This window comes from Pedobacter hiemivivus (genome assembly GCF_004331685.1).
In the GTDB taxonomy this organism is placed as follows: domain Bacteria; phylum Bacteroidota; class Bacteroidia; order Sphingobacteriales; family Sphingobacteriaceae; genus Pedobacter; species Pedobacter hiemivivus.
The window spans coordinates 641,454-662,234 of record NZ_SJSM01000002.1 but is presented as its reverse complement, the minus strand read 5'-3'; the positions used below and the strand labels follow the sequence as shown (position 1 = coordinate 662,234).

General features: G+C 40.3%; 24 protein-coding genes. 16 read left to right on the top strand and 8 right to left on the bottom strand.

From position 1 onward, the window contains the following. Positions 1–14: 14 nt before the first annotated feature. Entirely contained in the window at positions 15–1,256 is a 1,242-nt protein-coding gene (locus EZ444_RS05960) for a TlpA family protein disulfide reductase (protein ID WP_131607799.1), read from the bottom strand. A gap of 591 nt (positions 1,257–1,847) precedes the next feature. On the opposite strand from EZ444_RS05960, the gene EZ444_RS05955 reads away from it, so the two are divergent. Next, entirely contained in the window at positions 1,848–2,177 is a 330-nt protein-coding gene (locus EZ444_RS05955) for a hypothetical protein (RefSeq protein WP_131607798.1), read from the top strand. A gap of 100 nt (positions 2,178–2,277) precedes the next feature. Here EZ444_RS05955 and EZ444_RS05950 read toward each other — a convergent pair whose 3' ends face one another. From EZ444_RS05950 to EZ444_RS05940, 3 genes are all read right to left on the bottom strand, one after another. Continuing rightward, positions 2,278–2,769, bottom strand: a complete 492-nt coding sequence (locus tag EZ444_RS05950) for a hypothetical protein (protein ID WP_131607797.1) — start codon at positions 2,767–2,769, stop codon at positions 2,278–2,280. Between the two features lie 506 nt (positions 2,770–3,275). Next, positions 3,276–4,058: a hypothetical protein gene (locus EZ444_RS05945; protein WP_131607796.1), complete on the bottom strand. Its 783-nt coding sequence runs from the start codon at positions 4,056–4,058 to the stop codon at positions 3,276–3,278. A gap of 447 nt (positions 4,059–4,505) precedes the next feature. After that, a complete protein-coding gene (locus tag EZ444_RS05940) occupies positions 4,506–5,540 on the bottom strand; it encodes a hypothetical protein (protein WP_131607795.1) in 1,035 nt (344 codons plus the stop codon). Between the two features lie 168 nt (positions 5,541–5,708). On the opposite strand from EZ444_RS05940, the gene EZ444_RS05935 reads away from it, so the two are divergent. From EZ444_RS05935 to EZ444_RS05890, 10 genes are all read left to right on the top strand, one after another. Next, positions 5,709–6,275: an Ntn hydrolase family protein gene (locus EZ444_RS05935; protein ID WP_131607794.1), complete on the top strand. Its 567-nt coding sequence runs from the start codon at positions 5,709–5,711 to the stop codon at positions 6,273–6,275. A gap of 145 nt (positions 6,276–6,420) precedes the next feature. Then, the gene (locus EZ444_RS05930; protein ID WP_131607793.1) at positions 6,421–6,681 is read left to right on the top strand and encodes a hypothetical protein; all 261 of its coding nucleotides are present in this window, start codon (positions 6,421–6,423) and stop codon (positions 6,679–6,681) included. After that, positions 6,674–6,934 (top strand): hypothetical protein, encoded by a 261-nt coding sequence (locus EZ444_RS05925; RefSeq protein ID WP_131607792.1) that lies wholly within the window; start codon positions 6,674–6,676, stop codon positions 6,932–6,934. The genes EZ444_RS05930 and EZ444_RS05925 overlap by 8 nt, the downstream gene beginning before the upstream one ends. Positions 6,935–7,249: 315 nt before the next feature. Then, entirely contained in the window at positions 7,250–10,507 is a 3,258-nt protein-coding gene (locus tag EZ444_RS05920; protein ID WP_131607791.1) for an AAA family ATPase, read from the top strand. 410 nt (positions 10,508–10,917) lie between these two features. Continuing rightward, positions 10,918–11,340 (top strand): single-stranded DNA-binding protein, encoded by a 423-nt coding sequence (locus EZ444_RS05915; protein ID WP_131607790.1) that lies wholly within the window; start codon positions 10,918–10,920, stop codon positions 11,338–11,340. Between the two features lie 62 nt (positions 11,341–11,402). Continuing rightward, entirely contained in the window at positions 11,403–11,927 is a 525-nt protein-coding gene (locus EZ444_RS05910; protein WP_131607789.1) for a hypothetical protein, read from the top strand. 17 nt (positions 11,928–11,944) lie between these two features. After that, positions 11,945–12,163: a PRTRC system protein C gene (locus EZ444_RS05905; RefSeq protein ID WP_131607788.1), complete on the top strand. Its 219-nt coding sequence runs from the start codon at positions 11,945–11,947 to the stop codon at positions 12,161–12,163. 55 nt (positions 12,164–12,218) lie between these two features. Beyond that, the gene (locus EZ444_RS05900; protein WP_131607787.1) at positions 12,219–13,325 is read left to right on the top strand and encodes a hypothetical protein; all 1,107 of its coding nucleotides are present in this window, start codon (positions 12,219–12,221) and stop codon (positions 13,323–13,325) included. Further along, positions 13,318–14,025, top strand: a complete 708-nt coding sequence (locus EZ444_RS05895; RefSeq protein ID WP_131607786.1) for a PRTRC system protein B — start codon at positions 13,318–13,320, stop codon at positions 14,023–14,025. Before EZ444_RS05900 ends, EZ444_RS05895 begins: the two co-directional genes overlap by 8 nt. Next, the gene (locus tag EZ444_RS05890; RefSeq protein WP_131607785.1) at positions 14,022–14,834 is read left to right on the top strand and encodes a PRTRC system ThiF family protein; all 813 of its coding nucleotides are present in this window, start codon (positions 14,022–14,024) and stop codon (positions 14,832–14,834) included. Before EZ444_RS05895 ends, EZ444_RS05890 begins: the two co-directional genes overlap by 4 nt. Positions 14,835–14,933: 99 nt before the next feature. Here the strand turns inward: EZ444_RS05890 and EZ444_RS05885 are convergent, their stop codons facing one another. The 3 genes from EZ444_RS05885 to EZ444_RS05875 all read right to left on the bottom strand — a co-directional run bounded on the left by EZ444_RS05885 (position 14,934) and on the right by EZ444_RS05875 (position 16,700). Then, a complete protein-coding gene (locus EZ444_RS05885; RefSeq protein WP_131607784.1) occupies positions 14,934–15,425 on the bottom strand; it encodes a hypothetical protein in 492 nt (163 codons plus the stop codon). An 82-nt stretch (positions 15,426–15,507) separates the two neighbouring features. Further along, positions 15,508–16,092 (bottom strand): hypothetical protein, encoded by a 585-nt coding sequence (locus EZ444_RS05880; RefSeq protein WP_131607783.1) that lies wholly within the window; start codon positions 16,090–16,092, stop codon positions 15,508–15,510. Positions 16,093–16,100: 8 nt separating this feature from the next. Next, positions 16,101–16,700 (bottom strand): hypothetical protein, encoded by a 600-nt coding sequence (locus EZ444_RS05875; RefSeq protein ID WP_131607782.1) that lies wholly within the window; start codon positions 16,698–16,700, stop codon positions 16,101–16,103. A 192-nt stretch (positions 16,701–16,892) separates the two neighbouring features. Between EZ444_RS05875 and EZ444_RS05870 the strand changes: the two genes are divergently transcribed. The 4 genes from EZ444_RS05870 to EZ444_RS05855 all read left to right on the top strand — a co-directional run bounded on the left by EZ444_RS05870 (position 16,893) and on the right by EZ444_RS05855 (position 19,988). After that, positions 16,893–17,627 (top strand): hypothetical protein, encoded by a 735-nt coding sequence (locus EZ444_RS05870; RefSeq protein ID WP_131607781.1) that lies wholly within the window; start codon positions 16,893–16,895, stop codon positions 17,625–17,627. A gap of 266 nt (positions 17,628–17,893) precedes the next feature. After that, positions 17,894–18,391, top strand: coding sequence for a DUF1281 family ferredoxin-like fold protein (locus EZ444_RS05865; RefSeq protein ID WP_131607780.1), 498 nt, complete (start codon positions 17,894–17,896; stop codon positions 18,389–18,391). 363 nt (positions 18,392–18,754) lie between these two features. Beyond that, the gene (locus EZ444_RS05860) at positions 18,755–19,678 is read left to right on the top strand and encodes a hypothetical protein (protein ID WP_131607779.1); all 924 of its coding nucleotides are present in this window, start codon (positions 18,755–18,757) and stop codon (positions 19,676–19,678) included. A 130-nt stretch (positions 19,679–19,808) separates the two neighbouring features. Continuing rightward, positions 19,809–19,988 carry a histone H1 gene (locus EZ444_RS05855; RefSeq protein ID WP_131607778.1) on the top strand — a complete coding sequence of 60 codons (180 nt, stop codon included), beginning with the start codon at positions 19,809–19,811 and terminating at the stop codon, positions 19,986–19,988. 112 nt (positions 19,989–20,100) lie between these two features. Here the strand turns inward: EZ444_RS05855 and EZ444_RS27150 are convergent, their stop codons facing one another. After that, positions 20,101–20,268: a hypothetical protein gene (locus tag EZ444_RS27150; RefSeq protein WP_165503538.1), complete on the bottom strand. Its 168-nt coding sequence runs from the start codon at positions 20,266–20,268 to the stop codon at positions 20,101–20,103. Positions 20,269–20,383: 115 nt separating this feature from the next. On the opposite strand from EZ444_RS27150, the gene EZ444_RS05850 reads away from it, so the two are divergent. Then, positions 20,384–20,734: a single-stranded DNA-binding protein gene (locus tag EZ444_RS05850; RefSeq protein ID WP_131607777.1), complete on the top strand. Its 351-nt coding sequence runs from the start codon at positions 20,384–20,386 to the stop codon at positions 20,732–20,734. The last annotated feature ends 47 nt before the right edge of the window (positions 20,735–20,781 follow it).

The following is a 20,781-nucleotide window of genomic DNA, read 5'->3' as shown; positions in this document are numbered from 1 at the left end:
TATTTGCTTAATGATTATTCGGCATCTGTTAATACATACATTTCCAGTTCTCTTGTTACTTTTTCAAGTTTCAGACCCACTGCCGATAGGGTCTTTTCCAGAACCGGAATGTTTTTTTTCAGATTATTAAGAGGCTTGTCAAACGTGATGTCACCATTAAATCCGGATTCATTCAGAAATATGGGCTGATCAGCTGACCAGATTTGGCTCATGTTAAGCAGTTTCAAAAAAACGGGCATTTTTATAACCTGTTTATTTCCGCTTATTGTTGTTACTGCCTGGGTTTTGTGCTCCCCTTTTTTAATGACATAGCAGTCTACTTTTCTTTTACAAAGTAATCCTTTGAGATGAAAGCTCCAGTCCAGAGTCTTCAAAATTTGATTTGTCATGTTCTGTTTACTATCCTGTTGGATAAGCAGCTGGAAGTTAAATTGCCTATTTTCCGGTTCAATGTTCAGATCGGTGTATTGCTGTGCGTTTTTCATGGCGAGGATGATCCTGTTAAAATTCATATCCAGCGCATCAGCGTACATAGAAATCACAGGGTGGTTGTAATAATACACTGTGTGGGTAGAGTCCAGGGAGTATCTGCCGCTGTTTGATCCAAGACCTTCGATGTAAGGACTGACCGTAAGCTGGGTATTCACTTTAACACCTTTCTGATGGGCATACACGGTAAGTGGAGTGATACGGCTGTAATTGGCAATATCTTCCTTAGTTTTGATCTTAATCGGTTCACCTGCTATTGCTGCCCTGATATTTGCTTCATTGGTAGCATAATGCGCGGTTATACCTTTAACCCTGCCGTCCTTTATCCATACCTGATGGGGAACAAAACGGTGAGGGAAGTATTGTTTCATAAACTCATTACTTTTTCCCATTACCGAAGACATTGTTATCCCGTTCTTTAAAAGAGATTTGGAAGCTGTATCTGCTCCTTGGTAAGTGGAGGGCATAATGAGCAGTTCTTCTTTAAATTGTTTGTGTAACACCTCAAGTTTCTTTAGTGATTCCAGGCAGGGTCCACACCATGACGCCCAGAAATCCAGAATTATTAGTTTATCGTTTGCATCGGCAAGTTTTATTTCATTTCTTTTGCCCTTGTGGTCTACAAGATCTAATGTTTTATTCAGTAGTTCTGCAGGTATAAGCTCACCCACCTTGAGTGGATTGGGAGAAGTGCGTTTATCCTGACCGTAAGTGCCAAAACTCAGGCACAGCACGGCCATCACGATAGTAGGTATCGTTTTTTTCATTTGATTATGGTTTTAAGTTAGTTGATTGTTGGTCTAAGAGAATGCCACAGGAAGACAAAGCGAGGCGACAAAAGCACACTATCCCTAAGTGCCAGAGCCGCCCGCTTTGATGAAGGTTATCTAATCCGGTGGACAGATAATTAGAGTAAAGAGGAATACTTTGATTTTAATCATAACTCAAACGCTTCGGCGCTAAGAGTCTTGATCTATTTGAGTGAAACAGCTGAAGGCAAAAATGATGGGCCCCACTCAATGTACGCTTTGAGGCCTGTAGGAAGGCTTGACGCATACAAGAGCGAGCCCATCATTACCGGCAAAGATAATGAATGGGCATCTATCTCCTGCATCTTGCGTCTTTAAAAATTCCTACATTCTCAAAGCAAGATTCAAAATTCAAATGCCATTTAATTAACTAAACAATTATCGCATTAAGGTGTTTTCACACTGTCATCATAATTTTACACTCAAATATAACTAATTATAACACTAATATCAAATATTATAACACTAATTCAATGTTATTTAATTGGGTTAAATTGTTATTTATTGCATGTGTAGGGGTACATGCGGATTTTAGTTAGAAAATATCCCATGACAGACAAAAAGAGAGTTAATCCCAAAACACTTAAAAATGCTTTAAAAAACATCAAGTCTCGTTTTGAAACAGGTACAGTTACAAAAATGGATGATGTCGGTAGTATGTATAAAACTGGTTTAATTTCAGCTATGGGTATAGGACATGATGGATATGTTACGAAGTTTAGCGCACCGGAGAATTTTACGGTTAACGACCTACTGAAGCTTGCCGACATTACTGATACTGATGTAGAACTAATCTGGGAAGTTGTTAAGCGCCAAGCAAAAAAGAGTTATAAAAAGCGAGACATTAGCCACCTCCTAAAAGAAGAAGATTCTGAATAAAATAATCTCCTCAATAAAAAAAAGTCGCTGTAGCAAACACTATAATAATAAGAGAATAGAAGGCAGCTATAGCCGCCTTTTATTCAAGGATCCATTATTTTCATCCTTTTGCTTTATCATTATTTTTCAAACTTTCAATAGTCGCATTTACCAAATCAATAGGGATGTCGAGAAATGAGCTTTCTTGCTGCAATTCAACAATATCAAGATTGAACACAGCATTTAGCTTATGTCTCTGATTGTGCTTAAGTGTCAGTTTAACCTGCTGACTGCGTTCCAGGAATTCTTCAATTACATTCATAGCAAGATGGTGGATGTTGACATTAAAGAGTGTAAAGCTGTCATTAATTTCTCCCTGGCTTGTAACGATAATTTCCCAGTTATTAGTGACGTCTGTAGCCTGAAGCCTGACCTGTGCTGCGTTACCCTCCAGAAGACGGTCTAACTCTTCTGCTGTTTGCTTAAGGTGCTCATCCTTGTGAGTATTATACGCAATAATCAGTTCAACATCATCATTAGTGCCTTTATTTTCAGAAAGGTAAGCTTCATAAGGGTTGGCAAGTGCCGTAAAAAATGGTAAAAGTTCTTTCATGCTATTATAATTTATGTTTCTATAAATTTCGACACTTAAAAGAGGACTAAAAAATTTATTATTTTATTTATTGGAGATACCTTTCCAACTTAAATCACCTTTTTTCTTTTGGAAAGCAAGACCAATGCTACCTATTACAACAGACCTGCTTTCTGTTCAAGCCATGCTGGCTTTCCCTACCAATCACGTTTAGGAACTTGTTCTTTTGCTAGCTTACGAAGATCTATTTTTGTATTTCGGCAAATTGGTCACTCCGTTTGGGCAAACTGGCCACCCCAACTTTTCAATTGACTTGTAGGATGTTTTACGAATCTTCAAATATGGATAACCCCAAATACTGAAGCCTTCCCAATCTCCACCATATATTTTTCAAGTATGAGATCCGAACATCACTCTAATAGCGCGTACAGCATGAACCCCAGTTCAAACTGTACGCGTAATCCGATGACAAATTTCTGAATAATCCCCCATTCCTAATAAATAGCCATTTATTTAAGTTGGATAACCTAATTGTCCGTTTCAACGGCAAGTTCCATAACATGATGAACCAAGAATGCATCAATCAAAGAAAGCGCATAATCTCTATCGATTGGCAACATATCTGGTCTCAACAGACTTTCATCGATATATTTCTCTGCATCCCATAATTTACGAACCGAGTCAGGGTTTTCTGGCTCAAGTCTTTCTAAGACGTCCTCAAATACTTCATTGGCCGTATTAACAAATTCTATTCTATCTTCTCCCACCAATGGTAGGGCAGTAATTTTAACGGTAATTTTATTTTCCATTTCGTTTTTTTTTGGTTTAACATTTTGACTTTCATTCATTGGCATTTCTGTTTCTCGCTGTAAGCGGTAGTCTGTGCCGTCACTTTGATGGCCATCTACTTCGTCAAAGACCGCTTTGAAAATATCCAGTTTAAATTCGTCATCAAAACGAAAACCTTTGTCACGTTCTTCACTAGAAATATAAATGTCCCATTCAATAACACTCACTTTGTGCATGTTGTCAAAGAGTAGTTTTGATAATTCTAATGTTGAGGTGGATGCTTTCAGCATATCAGTCCATTTTCGAAATCCCGCCAAACGTGCAATATAGTGCTGAGCGTTCATTAAGGTAAAATTGTGCTCATCGATATCGAAATCGAGAGCCAGTGCATCTACATCGAAAAACTTTGGTGCATACTCGTAAACGTCGTGCCCATAAGTGGGATCGAAATAAGAATTTTGGGTTTTAAAATCTTTGTGCAGATTTTTTGCTTGGAGTTTGAAGTACTCAACTGTTTTCATAATAAAACATTCCTTTAATACCGACTAATCATCCAGGTTTATTGCGTTCGTAATCTTGTTTGGATAATAAGCAGGTAGGTTTGCTTTATTAAACAATATAATTGGCTGATGAAATCTTTGCACGAACGGGCAAGCTTGCCAACAAGCATTCACAATTATATAAATAAAAATTCTTATTTCCAATACCTAAACACAGTTACAAAAGTGTTTAACTATTTTTTACCTACGAGATCCGCACCTCATCCCAATTTGTGCAACCAGAGTATTCCATCCTAAAACGCTACGCACACATCAGAGTTAAACTTTAAATGCTGCATTAGCCCGGGACTGAGAGGAAATTAACGAGGACCTTTTGTCACGGCCCCAACTCAAGCTTAATCGTAAAATCGCTGTTCGGCTTGGAGCGCTAATCGTGGCCGTGATGAGCGTATTACCCACTTTATTTCCTTAACTGCCGGAAGCAGGCTTGGATTCAAGATCATTTCCTTCCAAAAAGGTCAGAATGCCTCTTTTTTTCAGCTCTTCTTTTGCAAGGATTGGATCATGGTTTTCGAATATATTTTTATTAAGATCGGTGACATCGATGTTCTTATCTGCTGAAATAAGCTTTTCCCTTACCATCAGGTCTGAAAGATAATTGATCACCTCCTGATAAGAATCATAAGCTTCATACGCTTCGTTGCCAAAGAATACCATCCTGCCTGTATGTATGATCTCATTTCTCAATTTATACAAACAAAGATTCCATTTTGAAATATGCGTATTTGTTTTGAAATCCAGATTTTCCTTAAGTGCTTTTGCTAAATGTTGTTCAATTGTATTTTTTAAAGGAAAAAGCAGGTGTTTCTCTATTTCAGCCTCAGGCAGATTCTGCTTTTGAAGAATAAGGTGCTGGCACATCCGGATATATGCTTCAAATGATGTCTGTAATTCTATAATGGCAAACATAAATTCTTCCGTGTAAAGGTGATAAATCGCCTTACTTCTGAATTTATCTATTACTCCAAAGCGTCTATATGCATCCCATACAATTATTTTTTCGGTAGCCAGTTTTGTCATGTCCTTGCTCGGAGTACTGATCCCGGCTACTTTTGTCAAATGAGGTAATGTATATCCAATTGTATCATCACCAATAATCATTATGATATACGGGGGCAGATCGGGGATTGTAAAATTACTTATAAACTCGATATTGTTTGCAAGTCTGTAAGCATCCAGGTATTGGTTAATAAATAGCAGACATGCAATGAACGCCTCCTTGGCATGCTTTTCCATGTCCCAGCTACTAACCTCTATTTCCGGAATGAATTCAATAATAATCGTGGTTGTTGAAAATTCAGCTATTACCGGGTCGTCAGAAATATGGGCTATCCTAACAAACCTATATTTAAAAGTGGCAAAATCAGCATAACTATGGACGAAAGTAATGTCATCAACAATTGGGATATAGTATTTAAGTTCAAAGGAAAGTTTGACAACCATTTCGCTTGGATTATTTCAATTCAAATTTCGATTAATGTAGTCAATTTTGAACAACAAGTTTCCACAAATGATCAGCCCTTTTGCCTGATGGTGATCTGAAAGCCTGCCATGCAATATTTTTAAATGTATCTTGGTGGATCAAGAGCTAATCTTTACATTATATAAATCATGAGTATAGTTTTCGCAATTCTAGAGTTACCAAAAGACATTGTACTGTTTGCAGACAGAAAAAGAACTTACCGCGATAAGAATGATATGATCGTTCGTTCCGATGAGATGAAAAAGATTTTTAAAATTAACGACCACCTCGCTTGCGGTATCACAGGCGACGCAGTTTGGGGGTCAACCCTTGCAGCTCACCTGCAGAAAGTCAGTGTTTTATATCCGTCGGAATTAATCAGCTTTATAAAGGCATACCCTGTTGCAGAAGGAAGCACGATTACACTCATTGGTCTGTATGATGATCATAAACCTTTTATTTTTGGATACGCGACAGAAGGGGTTGAAAAATTATATTTCCAGAATTGCCAGTCTGTTGCCACTTCACCGATTGAATATGTAAATCAATGCAATAAATATTTAAGTGGACGTTTGGATTCTCAGGATGGTTTTAAACTGATCATCCAGGACACAATCAGATTTGCTTCCGAATTAAATCCCTCAGAAATCTCAGATACCTTCAATTCCATCCATTTTCATTTGGAAGATGATGTATGGACAATAATTGAACATTGATGATTGCCTTGTTAAGTATTGACATCTACTGAGGCCTTTTCATTTCAACAAGCCCTTCGGGAGCCTGCATCCCGCCCCATTTAATTTTCTTTAATCATGTTGGTTGTAACTTTTGAGGTTGCTTTTGTTTGGTGTATATTTGAATATGATCAAAGAATTAACAGCAATCGTTCAGGACCTAAAACAAGTCCTGGAAAACAAAATAAAGGAATTGACCAGTGATGAAATGCCATTAACTACTACTGCTTCATCGCTATTAAAGCATCGTGAGAATGACCTTAAGACTTTTGAGCAATATGCACATGAAGTAACAAACGATCCATACCAGATCCCGGCGATTGTTTCTAAGTTTCAACTTGAAGCAGACAGGATCAAAAAAGACATAACAGCTATAAACAATGGGTAGTTATGCGCAGATCATTGTAGACAGAAGATCAAAGACAGCTGAAGTTATCTCGTCTACCTCTGATGATACAAAAATGACCAACAATACGGCAGAAATGATACGGGCAGGAATAGACGTCTCCTGTACCAGGGAAGATCGGGAATATACTAAATATGATACCTCATATGGCCCATATAAATTTGAGAAGGGACTATATGACAGGCTCTTTGAAGAATACCATACATTAACAGGAAAGTCCCTAAAGCGCTGGTAATTTGAAGTTTATTTGTCTATTGTTTCTAAATCGACCATAGCTCTATACTGCTAATCTATAAAAAAAATTTTCACAGATAAATCTTTCCCAAGGTAACCGAAACATAAGAACTACATCCATTCCCGGCATGCACGCCATTATTCTGTCCCTTGCTGCTTAAATAGCGGGTTTTCAAAAATCCCGGTAAAAGAAATTCAATTGTATTAGTGATATTAGCTGAACAAAACCTAACAAATAATGCCTCACAACCAAAGAAACCTCTTCGCAAAAGTTTATGTCTTTCGAATAGATCTTATATTGCTATAATTAAGAACTATGAGAAATGCGCTAATAGGATATACATACCAGCATCAGGTAGCAACAATGTTGCTCGCTTATATGGACGTGGAAAGGGATTTTGACAGTATTGAACTGGAAGCTGTCGTAGGACATAAATTTGATGATATAAAACTAACTTCAGGTGGTAATACCTATTTTTTCCAGATTAAAGATATCGACAATCTTTCATTCGATTCTTTAATCGTTAAAGATGGAAAAATTACCATTTCCGGAAAAGAGCACCTACTGTCATCCTCTACAAATGTGTTGTTTTTTAAAGACATTAATTTCGTCCCGGACTGCCACATTCTTGGCTTCCCTACTAAAAAAATAGCGGACGTTTACATAGTTTCTCTCAGCCGTACTGAAATTGAGACTATAGTGGACGAACTTTATAAAACTGATTACTTGCGTAAATCCTTAATCGATCAATTCCTGAGCAACTGCCTGGACAACCGCATTTTTAAGATGTCCAAAATAGACTTGCCACCTATTAATATTTTTCAAACACATCTTGTCGAACCCACAGTTGAAATTGCAGTTAAAATTTTGGAGGGTGAAAACATTTTGGTTCTGGAAGGAAAACCCGGAGTTGGGAAGAGCCATCTGGTCAGCTTTTTGGAAAAGAAGTTCAAATATAAAAGCATACTCTATCGTTTCTGGGTCTCCAACCAGGACAAGGATTATGAGGACAGGCTGAAATTCAGGAATTTTCTAAAAGATTTCTCTAAAAAATTATTTAGCGACTACCGTGAGCATACTATTGACGAGATCATTGAAAAAATATCAGAAAGAGATGTAACGGTTATAATAGACGGTCTTGACCACGTTGAAAATTACAATCCTGATGATCTGGAGGAGTATGTTCAATTTATTGACAAACTTCAGAAAAACACGAAGACAATTATTCTCAGCAGGCCCTTACTCAGAACTCTTACCTGGAACAAGCAGGTACTATCCAACTGGAACAGAGAGCAGACTAAAAAAGTTCTGAACGAACTTTACCACTTTGACGAATATGATCTGATCCAAAAAATCTATACACTCACAGACGGTTACCCGATACTGGTGAAGTATATAGCAGAACAATATAAGAAGGACGGCAATATTCCGGATTTTGAAAGATTTGAATCCCTTGACAAGTATTATGACAAGATTATAAAAAATGAGAAGGGAAAACAGGCCCTGGCACTATTTCTATGTTCACGGGGCTTTATCATGCAGTCTGAGATCAGTCTTTTTCTTGAAAGCGATAGTAGCCTGTACGTTAACGAGTTTGTGATTGAACATCCCTATTTATTTGAACGCCGCCTTAACCGGATCTCGCTTTTCCACGACAGTTTGATTACCTATTTAAGGAAAAGCAAGGTTAACTATTCAGGCACTCTAAATAAGGTGAATTCTGTTGTTTATCAATCCTTGTTATCTGGAAATAAAAGGTTCCAGTCACGTTATGTTCATTTCGACCTGGGTAAGGAGGAAAAAAAAGCCATTGTGAAATGGTACTCCTCAATAAATAATTTTAAGGAATTAATGCGGGAAGTTGTCGATTTTGAGGCTATTCAGGATTTCTATAAACAACTAAGGGAAACGCTCCCGGAATTATCAGCTGATGATCTTGATATTACAGCTTATTATGATTTATCATTGATCATCAACATTGTGAGTCGTGACCATATGTCAACGCTCAATGAATTTTATTATACTTATATATTAGCCCTGCAGGAGCATGGTTTTACTGAGGAAGATGTTACAAGCAGTCGTTATTTGTTTGGTATGTGGTATTATCTGCGTACTAATGATGGATCATTACTGCTAAATACAACAAGTGACGAGCATTATGACACCAAACATTTTTATAGGGAGCTGAGAAATGATCTTGAACAAGAGGCCACATTCTTCGAGGAACATGAAGAACCACTGTCTGAGGAAAGAATAAATCAGTTGCTAAATGACACTAAAAGTTTTCATCACCGTGAAGCTGTTGCCTACATTTTAGAAGATCTGTATATTTTTAAAGACCAGAGACCAAATTTCAAAGGATTAACACTTGCCGTTCAGCAATATATAGATGGGGACGAACAGAAAGCAATTTATATTTTGTCTGATATTCTTGAAAAGCTAAAAATTGAGGGGTTCCGGTCAAACTGGGTCTTAAATGATGTTAAAAAGAAACTATTGGCACTTGGCAAGTTGCCTAACCAAAATGATTATCTCAATTTATCACTAAAGGATTTCTTAGCCAAATATAAGGAAAAGGGTAGTTTTGATATGTGGGTTGATATTTTGACTTACTTGCGGCTTGCGTTACATCAGGATCGAAAGATCGACCTGCTATCTATTTCGGTTTTCTGGACTAAGTATTATCAGCGGAAGGACTATTCCTTTTTTAGCTTCGATAAGGCGCTCTCCATTTTCGAAGACAAAGGTATAATTAAATGGCAGCAGTCAGTTACATTGATAGACCAAATACAGGAAATATCAGAGAAAGGTTACCGCACCCTATTGGCCGATTATATCCGGCAGCATGAGCCTGGATTTGTTCTGACTATGTTAAAGCATTATTCTTTCAAGGATCTTGTCATTTCCTGGTTTGATTTGCCTCCAGATTACATCAATGTATTACCTGAAAATATTTATCATTTTGCAATTTCCAAAATACTGCAATACCATAGAAGCAACGGGGAAATTAGGTTTGAAGAAGTAAAGAACGTGCTCAGATCAAATAAAGCAAACCTGCTCAAAGACGATTTGAAGTTCTCCAGGTTCAAAATCGGTATTAGTAAAGATGACCCCGCTATCAAAGAATTACAAAATGAGAAAATCACCTATATTGAAATCCCCCATGATAAACGCTACACAGGATCCAGTCAGGAAGAAAGGTTTGATCAGGGTATTCTCGATCAAAAAAATGATAATTTAATTATTAAAAAAGAACTTGAGCCCTGGGAAGTTGCTACATTCTCTGATGGGTATTATTCTGCATTGGCAGAACCTGAACTATTTCGCCAGTTTGAGAAAGAAAAGATCCGGTTGAATATAAATCTGATTCTTTATTATGCCTTGATTGGCAAAACAAAAAGTATCAATACCCTTAATAGTGTATGGTATTTCCCTGGCAATATCTTAAAAATTCTTAACGATAACGAGGTGCCGGTGGATTATAATGTATTATTCCAAAGTTTCATCACGTTTTTAGATCTATCGATGTTTGACCTCCCTGCCTCACCTAAAGTTAACCCCGATACTAATTAACCGGAATCGAAATTAGCCTTAGTTTCGATTAATCATAAAATTGCTTATTCTTCTCGCCAGAAAAGACCAACAGCGCTGTGCGCTGCCCTTCGGGTGCCTGCGTCCCGACCCATTCGTCGGGAATGGCATTTGTCATTTCTGCCTTCACAATATTTCTGTACTGTTTTTCTTTAGCGGTATCTGCGATGTAGTATGCCGATGGTTACTTTTGGTCTTTGCTGAGGCAAATTTACCCCTCATCGTCAGCCAAGGCCGGTGCCCTTCGGGTTTGGACAAATAATCTCCAGCCCTTCGGGTAGTATTTTTTGCCTCAAAGCCTTGTCTTCCTGCCCCCCGCGCAAGTGTGTTGCCTCTATCAAAGACCAAAATGGTTTTTGACCAGATTTTTTAACACTTAAAAACTATTAATTATGGAAATCACAGGAAGATTGACAGCAGATGCAGTGGTTCGTACCACTAAAACAGACAAAAAGGTTGTAGGGTTTAACCTTGCCCACAACGAGACCTACAAAAGTAAAGGGGAGAAAAAACAGGTGACCACTTTCTTTGAGTGTTCCTACTGGCTGAACGAAGGTATTGCCATGTACCTTAAAAAAGGGGTGATCGTGGAACTGGCAGGTATGGCCGGGGTAAGAGCCTATGTTGTTGAGGGCGAACCAAGAGCGAGCCTGACGTTCCGTGTAGACAAGATCACTTTGTACAGCAATGGTGCTGCTGTCCCTCAGCAGGTTTTACCTGCAGAGGTAACTGCTCCGGTAAGTTCAGGCGCAGGGCTTCAGCCTTTAGAGCAATTTGATACTGTTCCCATTCCGGAGGGCGATCTGCCATTCTAACAAACTGATGCGGACAGCGTCAGGACTGTCCGCTTTTTCTTCAATTTTTAGCGACAAGCATTATGAAAACCAACTTTTTCCGCATCATAGAACACCTTCAGTGCAAGGGTTCATGGACTATACATATCGCACCACAGGCAGATCAGGGAATGATCGTTTCTGTATTGATGAGTGACCCTAAATCTGAAAAGGACGGGATCACTTTTACCCCGATGATCTTCAACGAACTTCCGCAGGTCTTGGACGATACTTTCTTTACCCGCATTACTGCCCCACTTAAGGAGATCAGTGAAGTGTTCAGCAATTACTCCGAAGTGCAGAAAAGCATCGAACAGGCTAAAAAACTGCTTAAGGAAAAAAGCAAGCCCACCACAACAAGCCCAAGTCCCAAAGCTGATGACAGCGCAGTATTGAAACAGCAGTATGAGGAAGCCATTAAAAAGATTGAGGAACTCAACGGCCTATGTAAATATACTGAAGCCCTTGCCTTGCTCCCGGATGAAAAAACCTACCCCGAAAAACGGGTTGAACTGGCCAGACTCCGCAAGGAACTGGATGACAAAAGCAAACAATTGTCCTTACTATAAACCTTAATCCCAACATTATGATCGTTACAGCAAAACTTGAAAGGGTGTTTCTATTAAAACACAATCAGCAGGAACGCACACTCTCTGATCCCTCGTCAAACTTCAGCCCTCAGGAGGTAATGAATTTCTATGCAGGAACCTACCCTATTCTTACAACCTCCAAGATCGAAGGCCCCGAGATCAAAGATGATAGGTTAGAGTACCGGTTCACCACAACACTAGGCACAAAAGGATAACCATGAAAAACACGAAAAAAAATTACAAAGAACAAGAAAAACAAGAACTACAGGTATGGAAACTTTATCAGCAAATAGGAGAATTCGCAACAGGTCTAAGCAAAGTGCAGGACTTGGGACAGATCAGAAAAGACAGGCGCAACGTCGCACCACTCAGTTTTGTGGAAGTGATTTTCTGAGGGCACATTTTCCAAGGCTAAACTCGGCAGTATATCCGGGTCTGCAGAACACCAGTTTGGTAGAGCGTGAGTTTTTTAACTCACTCTCTAACCTTGAAAAACTATATGGATTCCTCGCAGACAGGGATGAGGGACTTTCCTATCCTCAAAATATGACCAGCACTTTTCAATCAGCAACCGGGCAAATGGCAAAGATCAGCAATCTTAAACTGGCCATTATGCGTGGTGAAGGCCATACCGCAACCGTAGCTACAGTTAAAGATTTTGATACCCGAACTACCCTGTACTATATCCCTGTGGAACCGCTTTTTGACATGCTGAATGACAACAGCAAGGTCGAACCTGCAGAATTACTACTTTCCATTTTTGCCTACCTCTATCAGGTACATCATGTGGCCTACTATGCTGAAAAAGGAAATTACATGCATTACATATATAAAACACTTGAAGATTGGATTCTCGCTGATTTTGAAGAGGACAGCGAACAGGCTGATGCCCACCTTGAACATTTCGCCTACCTGAATCACTCAGGAAATGAATTACTGGAGAAGATCAGCGATCCCGCCCAACTGAAACTGTTTTCCTCAAGACTCTCCGCATTTAAACCGCAAACAAAAGCGGAAAACGAACTATTGGAAACAGCTAAACAGGCTTTCGATCTCTTTAGCAAATACCCTTCCCGGTCTGTTTTGGAAGCTGTGCGTTACGACATCCTGCCCCGGGAAGCTTATGAGGATAACCAGTGCATCTCCCCCGATCAATACATTTCCTTTTACTGGAGCAATGAAGATTCTCTATACGATGAACTGTGGCAGACCATAAATGAACAACTGGCCGAATACTGTATGATTGCCGAACCTTCAGCCTTGCAATATTTTGATAAGCCCCAAAAGAAAGAACATCACAACCATGATTTCGAGATCCGTTTTTTTGACCTCCTGAACAGATTAGCCGACACCTTAACTGATTTAAACCATGAATAACATCGCACACCTGCTTGACAATACCTTTCGTCCTGTGAAAGCTATTGTCGTTTTTAATGCTCCACGAACCGAGCAGTATTATATTGAAAGCTATGATATGGATGCAAACGGTCAGCCGATCAATGCACATCCCCTTTCTGTAAACGAAGGAAATGCTTTATCCGCTGTTCTGTGTTCAGAACATGTCCAACATTTTCTCAGCAGTAAGGGTTTAATACCTGAAAATGTACTTTTTATTGACCCCGGTGCCTCGGGCTGTGCCATTTGGCATACCCCGGAAATGGAACATGAGGTCTTATTTGGTGCCGATCTGCCTATCGAAGATGGGAAAGCATACCTCCCTCAGATGATATGGAAAGCATCCAAGAATAAACTGGAAGTCCATGCCATTTCGGCTAAAGGCAGACCTGCCCTTGACACCACCCTTTACTATGCCCCCTTTTTTAATATGGAACCCGATGGCAAAGTATGTATGGGAAATGTGAGCATCGAAATTGAACCCGGATGCTCACTGGAAGAATTTATTGGCAAATGGCAGAATTACTTCTTCCACAGCACCTTCAGCCACCTACTAACAGGAATTTCTCCGGTAAAGATCAATGTCGTTGAACTTTGGCAAAACCTTGTTGGCAAAAACAAACGCTTTCCGGTAGGCACCCTTAAAAAGAATGGTAAAACCCTTAAAGACCTGATATCATGAGCAAATCAATTCAAAAAACTAAAGTTCATTTCATTCAGCAGAACCTGCTGAACCCGACAAACCCGATCTCCATGATCGTAGTAGGCTGTGGAGGTACAGGCAGTCATTTCCTGCATGCCATAGCAAGGGCTGACCTTGCCCTGACCGCAATGGATCACCCCGGATTCAGCGTAACAGTATTTGATCCTGACAAAGTTGAATTGCCTAACATGGGCAGGTCAGAATTCAACCGCAATTATGTAGAGGTCAACAAGGCCGTCGCATTGGTTTCTCACATCAACCGATCCTATGGCACCAACTGGAAAGCAGTTCCCCATGCCTATGAGCCTCTAAAAGGATCACGTCTTTCTGAGGACAAGCTCGCCAATCTGATCGTTTCCTGCGTAGACACCGTCAGCACAAGATTCAGTATTGCCAAAATGCTTTCCGGCATCAAAGGCTCCTACCAGTTCCACAGGGACAGACCCGCATACTGGCTTGATTTCGGAAACTCAAAATACACAGGTCAGGCCATACTGTCAACTACTGGAACAGTAGCTCAACCGAAATCAAAGAAGTTCATACCTGTTGGAAATTTACCTTCAGTAACAGAAGAATTCGGGGAACTTCTGAAAAGTTCAGAAAAGGCTGATCCATCCCCAAGTTGTTCTATGTTACAATCATTAAACGAGCAGAGCCTTTACATTAATTCTGCGCTGGCAAATTACGGGGCTTCCCTGCTGCAACAACTTTTAGAAAAGGGCTACACGCCTTACCGGGGCTTTTTTATGAACTTGGAGAATTTCAGAACAGAGCCAATCCCCGTTTAGGCGGGGATTTCCTCAACACTTATATCTGGAATTTTTGCCGGCGGTCAGGCACAGCCTGACCGGGAAGCCTTGCATTTGTGCCAAATACGCGGCTGTTTTTTAAATCACCTTCAGAAATTTAGTTAATGAAGGAATAAATGGTGAAATTTCATACATATAATCTCTACAAAGATCTATGAAGTCCTTGTATTTCTGATTATAATCATTACTGTCTTTCAGTTCTTCCAATTCACTGATATGCTTCAGAATTACTGACTCATTATTTCTGCCTGAAAAAATTGCTTTAAGCTCTTCGAATTTAATATCCCCCGATAGTTTGACAGTGTTATTTGAAAAATCTAAAGAGTTATTATATACCCGTGAATTATCGCCGTTTATGTGGTAAATTGTTTCAGATTTTTTAATCGGCAGCTCCGCAGTTAACTTTCTTACCCGACATTCAAAATGATCCTGATCACATCCGGTACCCGATTTAAATCCAGTGTCAAGAATGATGTGCCGCTCAACATTACCATTGGGAAGTACCCTATCAATAAAATCTCCATCCGAAATATCCACTTTGGCATCATTGATATAAACGATATTTTTCATAAAACAGACCGATAGAATCTGATCATTACTATCACCTGATTGCTTCACTATCTTAATTCGATCCTTGAAACCAAACATATTTTTATATCACTTTAATAAGAGAACTCAGGCCAGGAATAAATGGATGAAGTTCTGTAAGATGTGTTGCTGATTCCTCTATAAACTTCACATAGCTTTTTAGATACTTATCAGTACCACTTTCCTTTTCCATTGCCTCAGCTAACACCAGAAGGATGTAATTATCAGGCACCTTGGTGCTGATCACATTTTTAAGTTCCTTGAACAGATCGGTTGGACTAACATTCACAACATTTGAAGAATTATCGCTGGAATTATTATATACCCTGGCATTATTTCCATTAAGTATATATACGATATTCCCCGCTACAGGACGCGGTATTGCTGTTGTTTTAGCTACTTTTAACTCATAGGTCGGAGGTTTAATCCTCCCCTGTTCGGTATAGTGAACGCCAAAAATGTCGTAAAGTTCCGTATTACCATTAGAAAGCTGCCGTTCAACCTGATCGCCCTCCTTTACGACTATGTCTGTTTCATAGGTCACTACCGTTTCAGGGGTAACTTTTGCTTTGATATTCCTGGAGGGAGCGCTTCCATCCTTACTCAGTATACGTACCGTATCATTGTGAGATATTCCAAAATTATTCATATTATGATCTATAAAGCTTGTCCGGGAATTAACAATGCGGTAAGAGGTGGGATAAACGGAGCAAGAAGGGTCATGTGATTTGCTGCAGACTGAATAAATGCATTGTATTTTGCAGCAAAACCGCTGGTACCTCTCGCCTGTTCCATTTCGTTTACCAATGGGATCAATCCCGTATCCGGCAACTGCGCTTCAATGAGGGCGCGAAGTTCCTCAAACATTTTATCATTACTGATATTCACCACATTGCTGGAATGATCCACAGAATTATTTAATACCCTGGCATTATTACCACTTACATGATAAACATTGGTTGAAGCAACAGAACTGGCAGTAGGGATGGATTTGATGTTACTGACCTTAAACTTATAGAACGGTGGAATTGCCGGCGGCATACCTTCACTATACTGACTCTCTGATACCAGATACTTTTCAGCTTTACCGTTAGACAATAAACGTTCGATGAAGTCGCCTTCCTCTACATCTATACTTACGTCAAAAGTTTGAATATCATTTCTATTGACCACAGCTTTATACTCTTTTGGAAGCTGCTGTCCATCTGCTTTAATGACCCGGATCGTATCGTTCTCTAAATCGGAAAATATATGCATAATTCTATATGATTAACGCCAGCTTTAATCGCTGACTACCTGAAATCAAATATAATGAATTTGGCCGCTTCACTCATTGCTTTTTATATGCTAAAATAGAAAGACCGGATCATCCGATAAAGGCTATATGAATGGCTGCGCCAGCCTTGACCTGCTGCTGCTCTTTCCCTGGCTTGCATAAAAAAGCAAATCATGGAAAATCCTCCTAATTCTGAAGTCCGCTCAGCAATCCAAACTGAAAATCAGCATGAATCTCTCCTATCCTATCCGGCTGAAACGCTGATCCAGCTGTTTACAGCAACACTGGAGAAATTCAGTTACCCCGAACTTTTTGCAGTTCTTGTCAGCCCAGAAACTCCGCTGATATCCACCATTATTCGAACTGCAATTAAATCTAAGCAGAATGCGGAACCATTCCGGCTTAGCCTGGAACAGGCAGAACGAAGGACAGTGATCTTACTGAATAACCGCAGGAAAAAGTTTGCCCGCAGAACTTGGAAAACCCAGCCTTTGTTTGCACTGGAAGTTATCCGGCAAAAATATCCCCACTATACCGAAGAAATACTGACCGCTGACCTCATCCTGGTAAAACCTAGAAAAAGGCGTGAAAAGTTTGTCAAGCGCACATCTGAATTTGGGCTGAGGATCTGCCAGATCCGTAAACTGAGCGGCATCATGAAACTATCTGATCCGGAAAGTCCGAAATATTATAAATGCTGTAACCAGATCGCAGGTTATATGCAAGGCCTGAAAAACAGGTCTCCCATCTCACTGCAGGTAAATTATAGCGGAGAATCCTTTCAATATGATTTTCCCTGGAATTCCCGTGAGAGCGATATTAAAGCTTTCATTGCCATAACCAAAAAGGTAGGCTCCTTTAAAGAACTCGACGAGCAGTGGAGCAGCTATCATTCCAGCGGGAAATAATTTTCAGAAAATCTCCTGACCCTTCAATGGGTGATTTCCGGGGGAGGGATGACATCAATTTATGTCACTAAGGTAGCTGTAAAAACTGAAACGGCACCCATTTTCCTGTCCAACGCACAAGGTAGTATACACAAATTAGGTATCCCTCCCAGCCATAAAAAAGCTTCCGGGAGCCTCCGCAATTTCTGTATCTCCACCTTGCCTGATTCATTTTTTACAGCTGGAACTGCTCAATAAATTGATTTATTCACTTAACTATTGAGAAGATGGCAAACAAATGCTACAATCTGGTAAGCTTTTTCGGTTCAGAAGCCGCCATGAAAGAAATCCATCAGCTGTTTGAGCAGCTGAAACAGGCGGATATTGCCAAAGATGCATCCCTTGTGCCGAACATGTCTCTGGATCCACTTGAGTACTGGATGTTCGATATCAATGTATGTTCCAGGGAGTTTTACACCCTTATTACCTATGACACCAACTGGCACCCCAACATGCGGGATATTACCCGGCTGGCAGTAAGGCTGGACATTACTGTAATGCACGACTATGAAGACCCTGAAGTAAGCCTGTACGGTAAATATATTTTTACCCCAGGGAGATTTGTCCAGTCTGTAAGGTTGGATTATCCTGATCTGGGACTGATCTCCTATGATGAGGATACCGATGAATACTGCTATAAAGACTACAGCAGCCAATGTCTGGGAGATATGGCAGATATCATCCTGATGGAAAAGATCAGCAGGATCCCCTTAAGCAGTCCCTAAGATTGCTGTATATAATTGCCCAGGTTCTAACTTGAGTTGGTTTGTACTGATGACCCATTTTTACGGATTCGAAAAATACGGGTAATGATACCAGCTGCACAAACCGGATTAGCTCCGGTTTTTTTATGCCCAGTCAGATCAATTCCAAACACCTAATTATCCCGCAAGTTAGGACTTGCTGATGATACGGGAGCCATTCACCATTGGCCGCACACCAAGGAATTCCTCGCAAATTGGGTATCCCGCAGGCCTGCAGCCTTTCTGCGGGAGCCTCCGCAATTTCCTGCGGTGCTCCTTGCCCTTATTCATCACCAAGTCCTGGTCACCCGAAATAATTAAATGTTTCACCTAACCTTTTAAATCATGAGAAACCAGGATCAGAAAACCAGAAACTACAGCGATCAGGCCAGCTGCGCCCATGCATGGGCACACCAGTTAACACCCTGTGGAAAAGCCAGTAACTTTTTCTTTGATGGTGCCAGCATCTACAGCTACGGCAGGCACTTCCCGATTGCTACCCTTGACGGAAACCGTGCATTTTTCACGACCCGGAACTACAGCGTTTCGACCTCTGCCCATAAGAGCCTAGTGCGTTCAGCAATTTCAGACAAAGAGATCATCTATGTGCAGTTCCTACCTGTAAGCGACGAGAAAATCACGTCCGAAAGTCCGTTTATCAAAAAGAACGTCGACTTCTGGATCGAAAGTATTACTTCAGAAGTCAGGAATTTCCTGGAAAAACCGAAAAAGACCCTGCTGCTAAAAAGTATCGATGAGCAGATTTACCTCCTTCAATCCTTGGTCAGGGCTTTTTCCGGAGATGCATCACAGGACCTCATTACCTTACTGGAAAGTCCTGTCCTGAAACAGGCAGCGGAACTGATCACATCCCGGCATGCACTTAAAGAGATCCGCGACAGGAAACGTAATGCGTCCAGACTGGTAACCTTTGAAAAGTCAGTTCTGGAATGGGAAAACGGGATCATTGGCACATTGAAAACCACTCATCCAATAGACCCTAACCTGTCTTACCTGAGGCTGGGAAGCGCTAAAGATCATATAGAAACTTCCAAAGGCATTAAAGTCCCGCTACAGGAAGCCAGGTATTTCTGGATGTACATCTGCCAGATGATGGGGATTACCGGCATGAAGCATACTTTCCGTATCCTTAACTTCCAGGTACAGGAGATCAACCCGGAATTCATCAGGGTCGGGTGCCATACCATTCCGGTACTGCAGATCAACAAAATTGCCCGTCAGTTGGAATGGATCTCAACGCAGGTCTGATCCTGCATTTATTTACTGTTAACGCTCTTTTACCGGAAATTTAATATGTTTGCCCCTGCCTTTCTATCTGGCAAGGCATTAACTAACATTTGGTACGAGTCCTGTAGGCAGTACGGCTAAATTTTAAAACATGGAAAAATTCACAAAAGTTAAAGAAGTTCTGGCTTCGGTAGAGGCTGATGCAGAGAAATTTTATAATGCAGGTAATGCTGCTGCAGGTACGCGTGTACGCAAGGCGATGCAGGATCTGAAGAACCTGGCACAGGAAATCCGTGCTGAGGTGACAGAAAAAAAGAATTCAGCAAAGTAAACAGCAAGCTGTTTTGGGAAACGAGGCCTGCATTTTTGCAGGTCTTTTTTTGTTTACAACCCTTTTTGTTTTCCTTTAAACACTATTATTTCATCCGGTCTCCAGGCTGTATTTATGCAGCTCCCCAACCGGGCTCAATTACCCGTTCTCCTTTTCTTTCGTTCGTTCCTTCAAGATCAATCCTGCCTTTTATTCCCGGGAACTGGTCATACCTGAACCTGCTCACCTTCAGATACCGACTTTTCAATTCCAGATCGTTTTTCCTGTTTTTAGTATGCAAAGCTATAAGGCTGAATCCTGTGCTGTCAAGGTTATATGAATGGCTGCGCCAACCTTGACAGCACAGGATTCAGCCTTTTAAAAATACCTGCATTAAAAACTTAAAAAAAACAATCATGGAAAATTCAAAAAACGAAGTAACCTTAGAAGGCTACGCAGGCTCAGATCCGGTAATTACCAAATTCTCAGAAACAAAATCTATGGCACGTTTGAGTATCGCCAGGAACGAATTTTACAAAAATGCAAATGGCGATCCGGTAAACGAGACCCACTGGTTCAACCTGGTTTTCTGGAACAAGAAAGTCAGCCTGATTGATGGCCTGATTAAAAAAGGAACCAAATTCTGCATTACCGGCAAACTGTCCACAAATACCTATACGGACAAAAAGAATGAAAAAAGAACCTCCACTGAGATCATCGTCAATACCGTTGAGATCAGGTCTGATGAGCCTGAGCCAACTACCTGAAATTCTTTACTCCCCGGCAAATGCCGGGTTTTTTTTTAAAATTTACT

Excerpts from the sequence above, each read along its gene's own strand:
- EZ444_RS05855 (WP_131607778.1), top strand. The coding sequence starts at position 19,809 with ATGGAAAAATTCACAAAAGTTAAAGAAGTTCTGGCTTCGGTAGAGGCT.
- EZ444_RS05940 (WP_131607795.1), bottom strand. The coding sequence starts at position 5,540 with ATGGTTGTCAAACTTTCCTTTGAACTTAAATACTATATCCCAATTGTT.
- EZ444_RS05950 (WP_131607797.1), bottom strand. The coding sequence starts at position 2,769 with ATGAAAGAACTTTTACCATTTTTTACGGCACTTGCCAACCCTTATGAA.
- EZ444_RS05865 (WP_131607780.1), top strand. The coding sequence starts at position 17,894 with ATGGCAAACAAATGCTACAATCTGGTAAGCTTTTTCGGTTCAGAAGCC.
- EZ444_RS05905 (WP_131607788.1), top strand. The coding sequence starts at position 11,945 with ATGATCGTTACAGCAAAACTTGAAAGGGTGTTTCTATTAAAACACAAT.
- EZ444_RS05900 (WP_131607787.1), top strand. The coding sequence starts at position 12,219 with ATGGAAACTTTATCAGCAAATAGGAGAATTCGCAACAGGTCTAAGCAA.
- EZ444_RS05955 (WP_131607798.1), top strand. The coding sequence starts at position 1,848 with ATGACAGACAAAAAGAGAGTTAATCCCAAAACACTTAAAAATGCTTTA.
- EZ444_RS05880 (WP_131607783.1), bottom strand. The coding sequence starts at position 16,092 with ATGAATAATTTTGGAATATCTCACAATGATACGGTACGTATACTGAGT.
- EZ444_RS05925 (WP_131607792.1), top strand. The coding sequence starts at position 6,674 with ATGGGTAGTTATGCGCAGATCATTGTAGACAGAAGATCAAAGACAGCT.
- EZ444_RS05930 (WP_131607793.1), top strand. The coding sequence starts at position 6,421 with ATGATCAAAGAATTAACAGCAATCGTTCAGGACCTAAAACAAGTCCTG.
- EZ444_RS05960 (WP_131607799.1), bottom strand. The coding sequence starts at position 1,256 with ATGAAAAAAACGATACCTACTATCGTGATGGCCGTGCTGTGCCTGAGT.
- EZ444_RS05910 (WP_131607789.1), top strand. The coding sequence starts at position 11,403 with ATGAAAACCAACTTTTTCCGCATCATAGAACACCTTCAGTGCAAGGGT.
- EZ444_RS05920 (WP_131607791.1), top strand. The coding sequence starts at position 7,250 with ATGAGAAATGCGCTAATAGGATATACATACCAGCATCAGGTAGCAACA.
- EZ444_RS05850 (WP_131607777.1), top strand. The coding sequence starts at position 20,384 with ATGGAAAATTCAAAAAACGAAGTAACCTTAGAAGGCTACGCAGGCTCA.
- EZ444_RS05890 (WP_131607785.1), top strand. The coding sequence starts at position 14,022 with ATGAGCAAATCAATTCAAAAAACTAAAGTTCATTTCATTCAGCAGAAC.
- EZ444_RS05860 (WP_131607779.1), top strand. The coding sequence starts at position 18,755 with ATGAGAAACCAGGATCAGAAAACCAGAAACTACAGCGATCAGGCCAGC.
- EZ444_RS05935 (WP_131607794.1), top strand. The coding sequence starts at position 5,709 with ATGAGTATAGTTTTCGCAATTCTAGAGTTACCAAAAGACATTGTACTG.
- EZ444_RS05915 (WP_131607790.1), top strand. The coding sequence starts at position 10,918 with ATGGAAATCACAGGAAGATTGACAGCAGATGCAGTGGTTCGTACCACT.
- EZ444_RS05945 (WP_131607796.1), bottom strand. The coding sequence starts at position 4,058 with ATGAAAACAGTTGAGTACTTCAAACTCCAAGCAAAAAATCTGCACAAA.
- EZ444_RS05885 (WP_131607784.1), bottom strand. The coding sequence starts at position 15,425 with ATGAAAAATATCGTTTATATCAATGATGCCAAAGTGGATATTTCGGAT.
- EZ444_RS05895 (WP_131607786.1), top strand. The coding sequence starts at position 13,318 with ATGAATAACATCGCACACCTGCTTGACAATACCTTTCGTCCTGTGAAA.
- EZ444_RS05870 (WP_131607781.1), top strand. The coding sequence starts at position 16,893 with ATGGAAAATCCTCCTAATTCTGAAGTCCGCTCAGCAATCCAAACTGAA.
- EZ444_RS05875 (WP_131607782.1), bottom strand. The coding sequence starts at position 16,700 with ATGCATATATTTTCCGATTTAGAGAACGATACGATCCGGGTCATTAAA.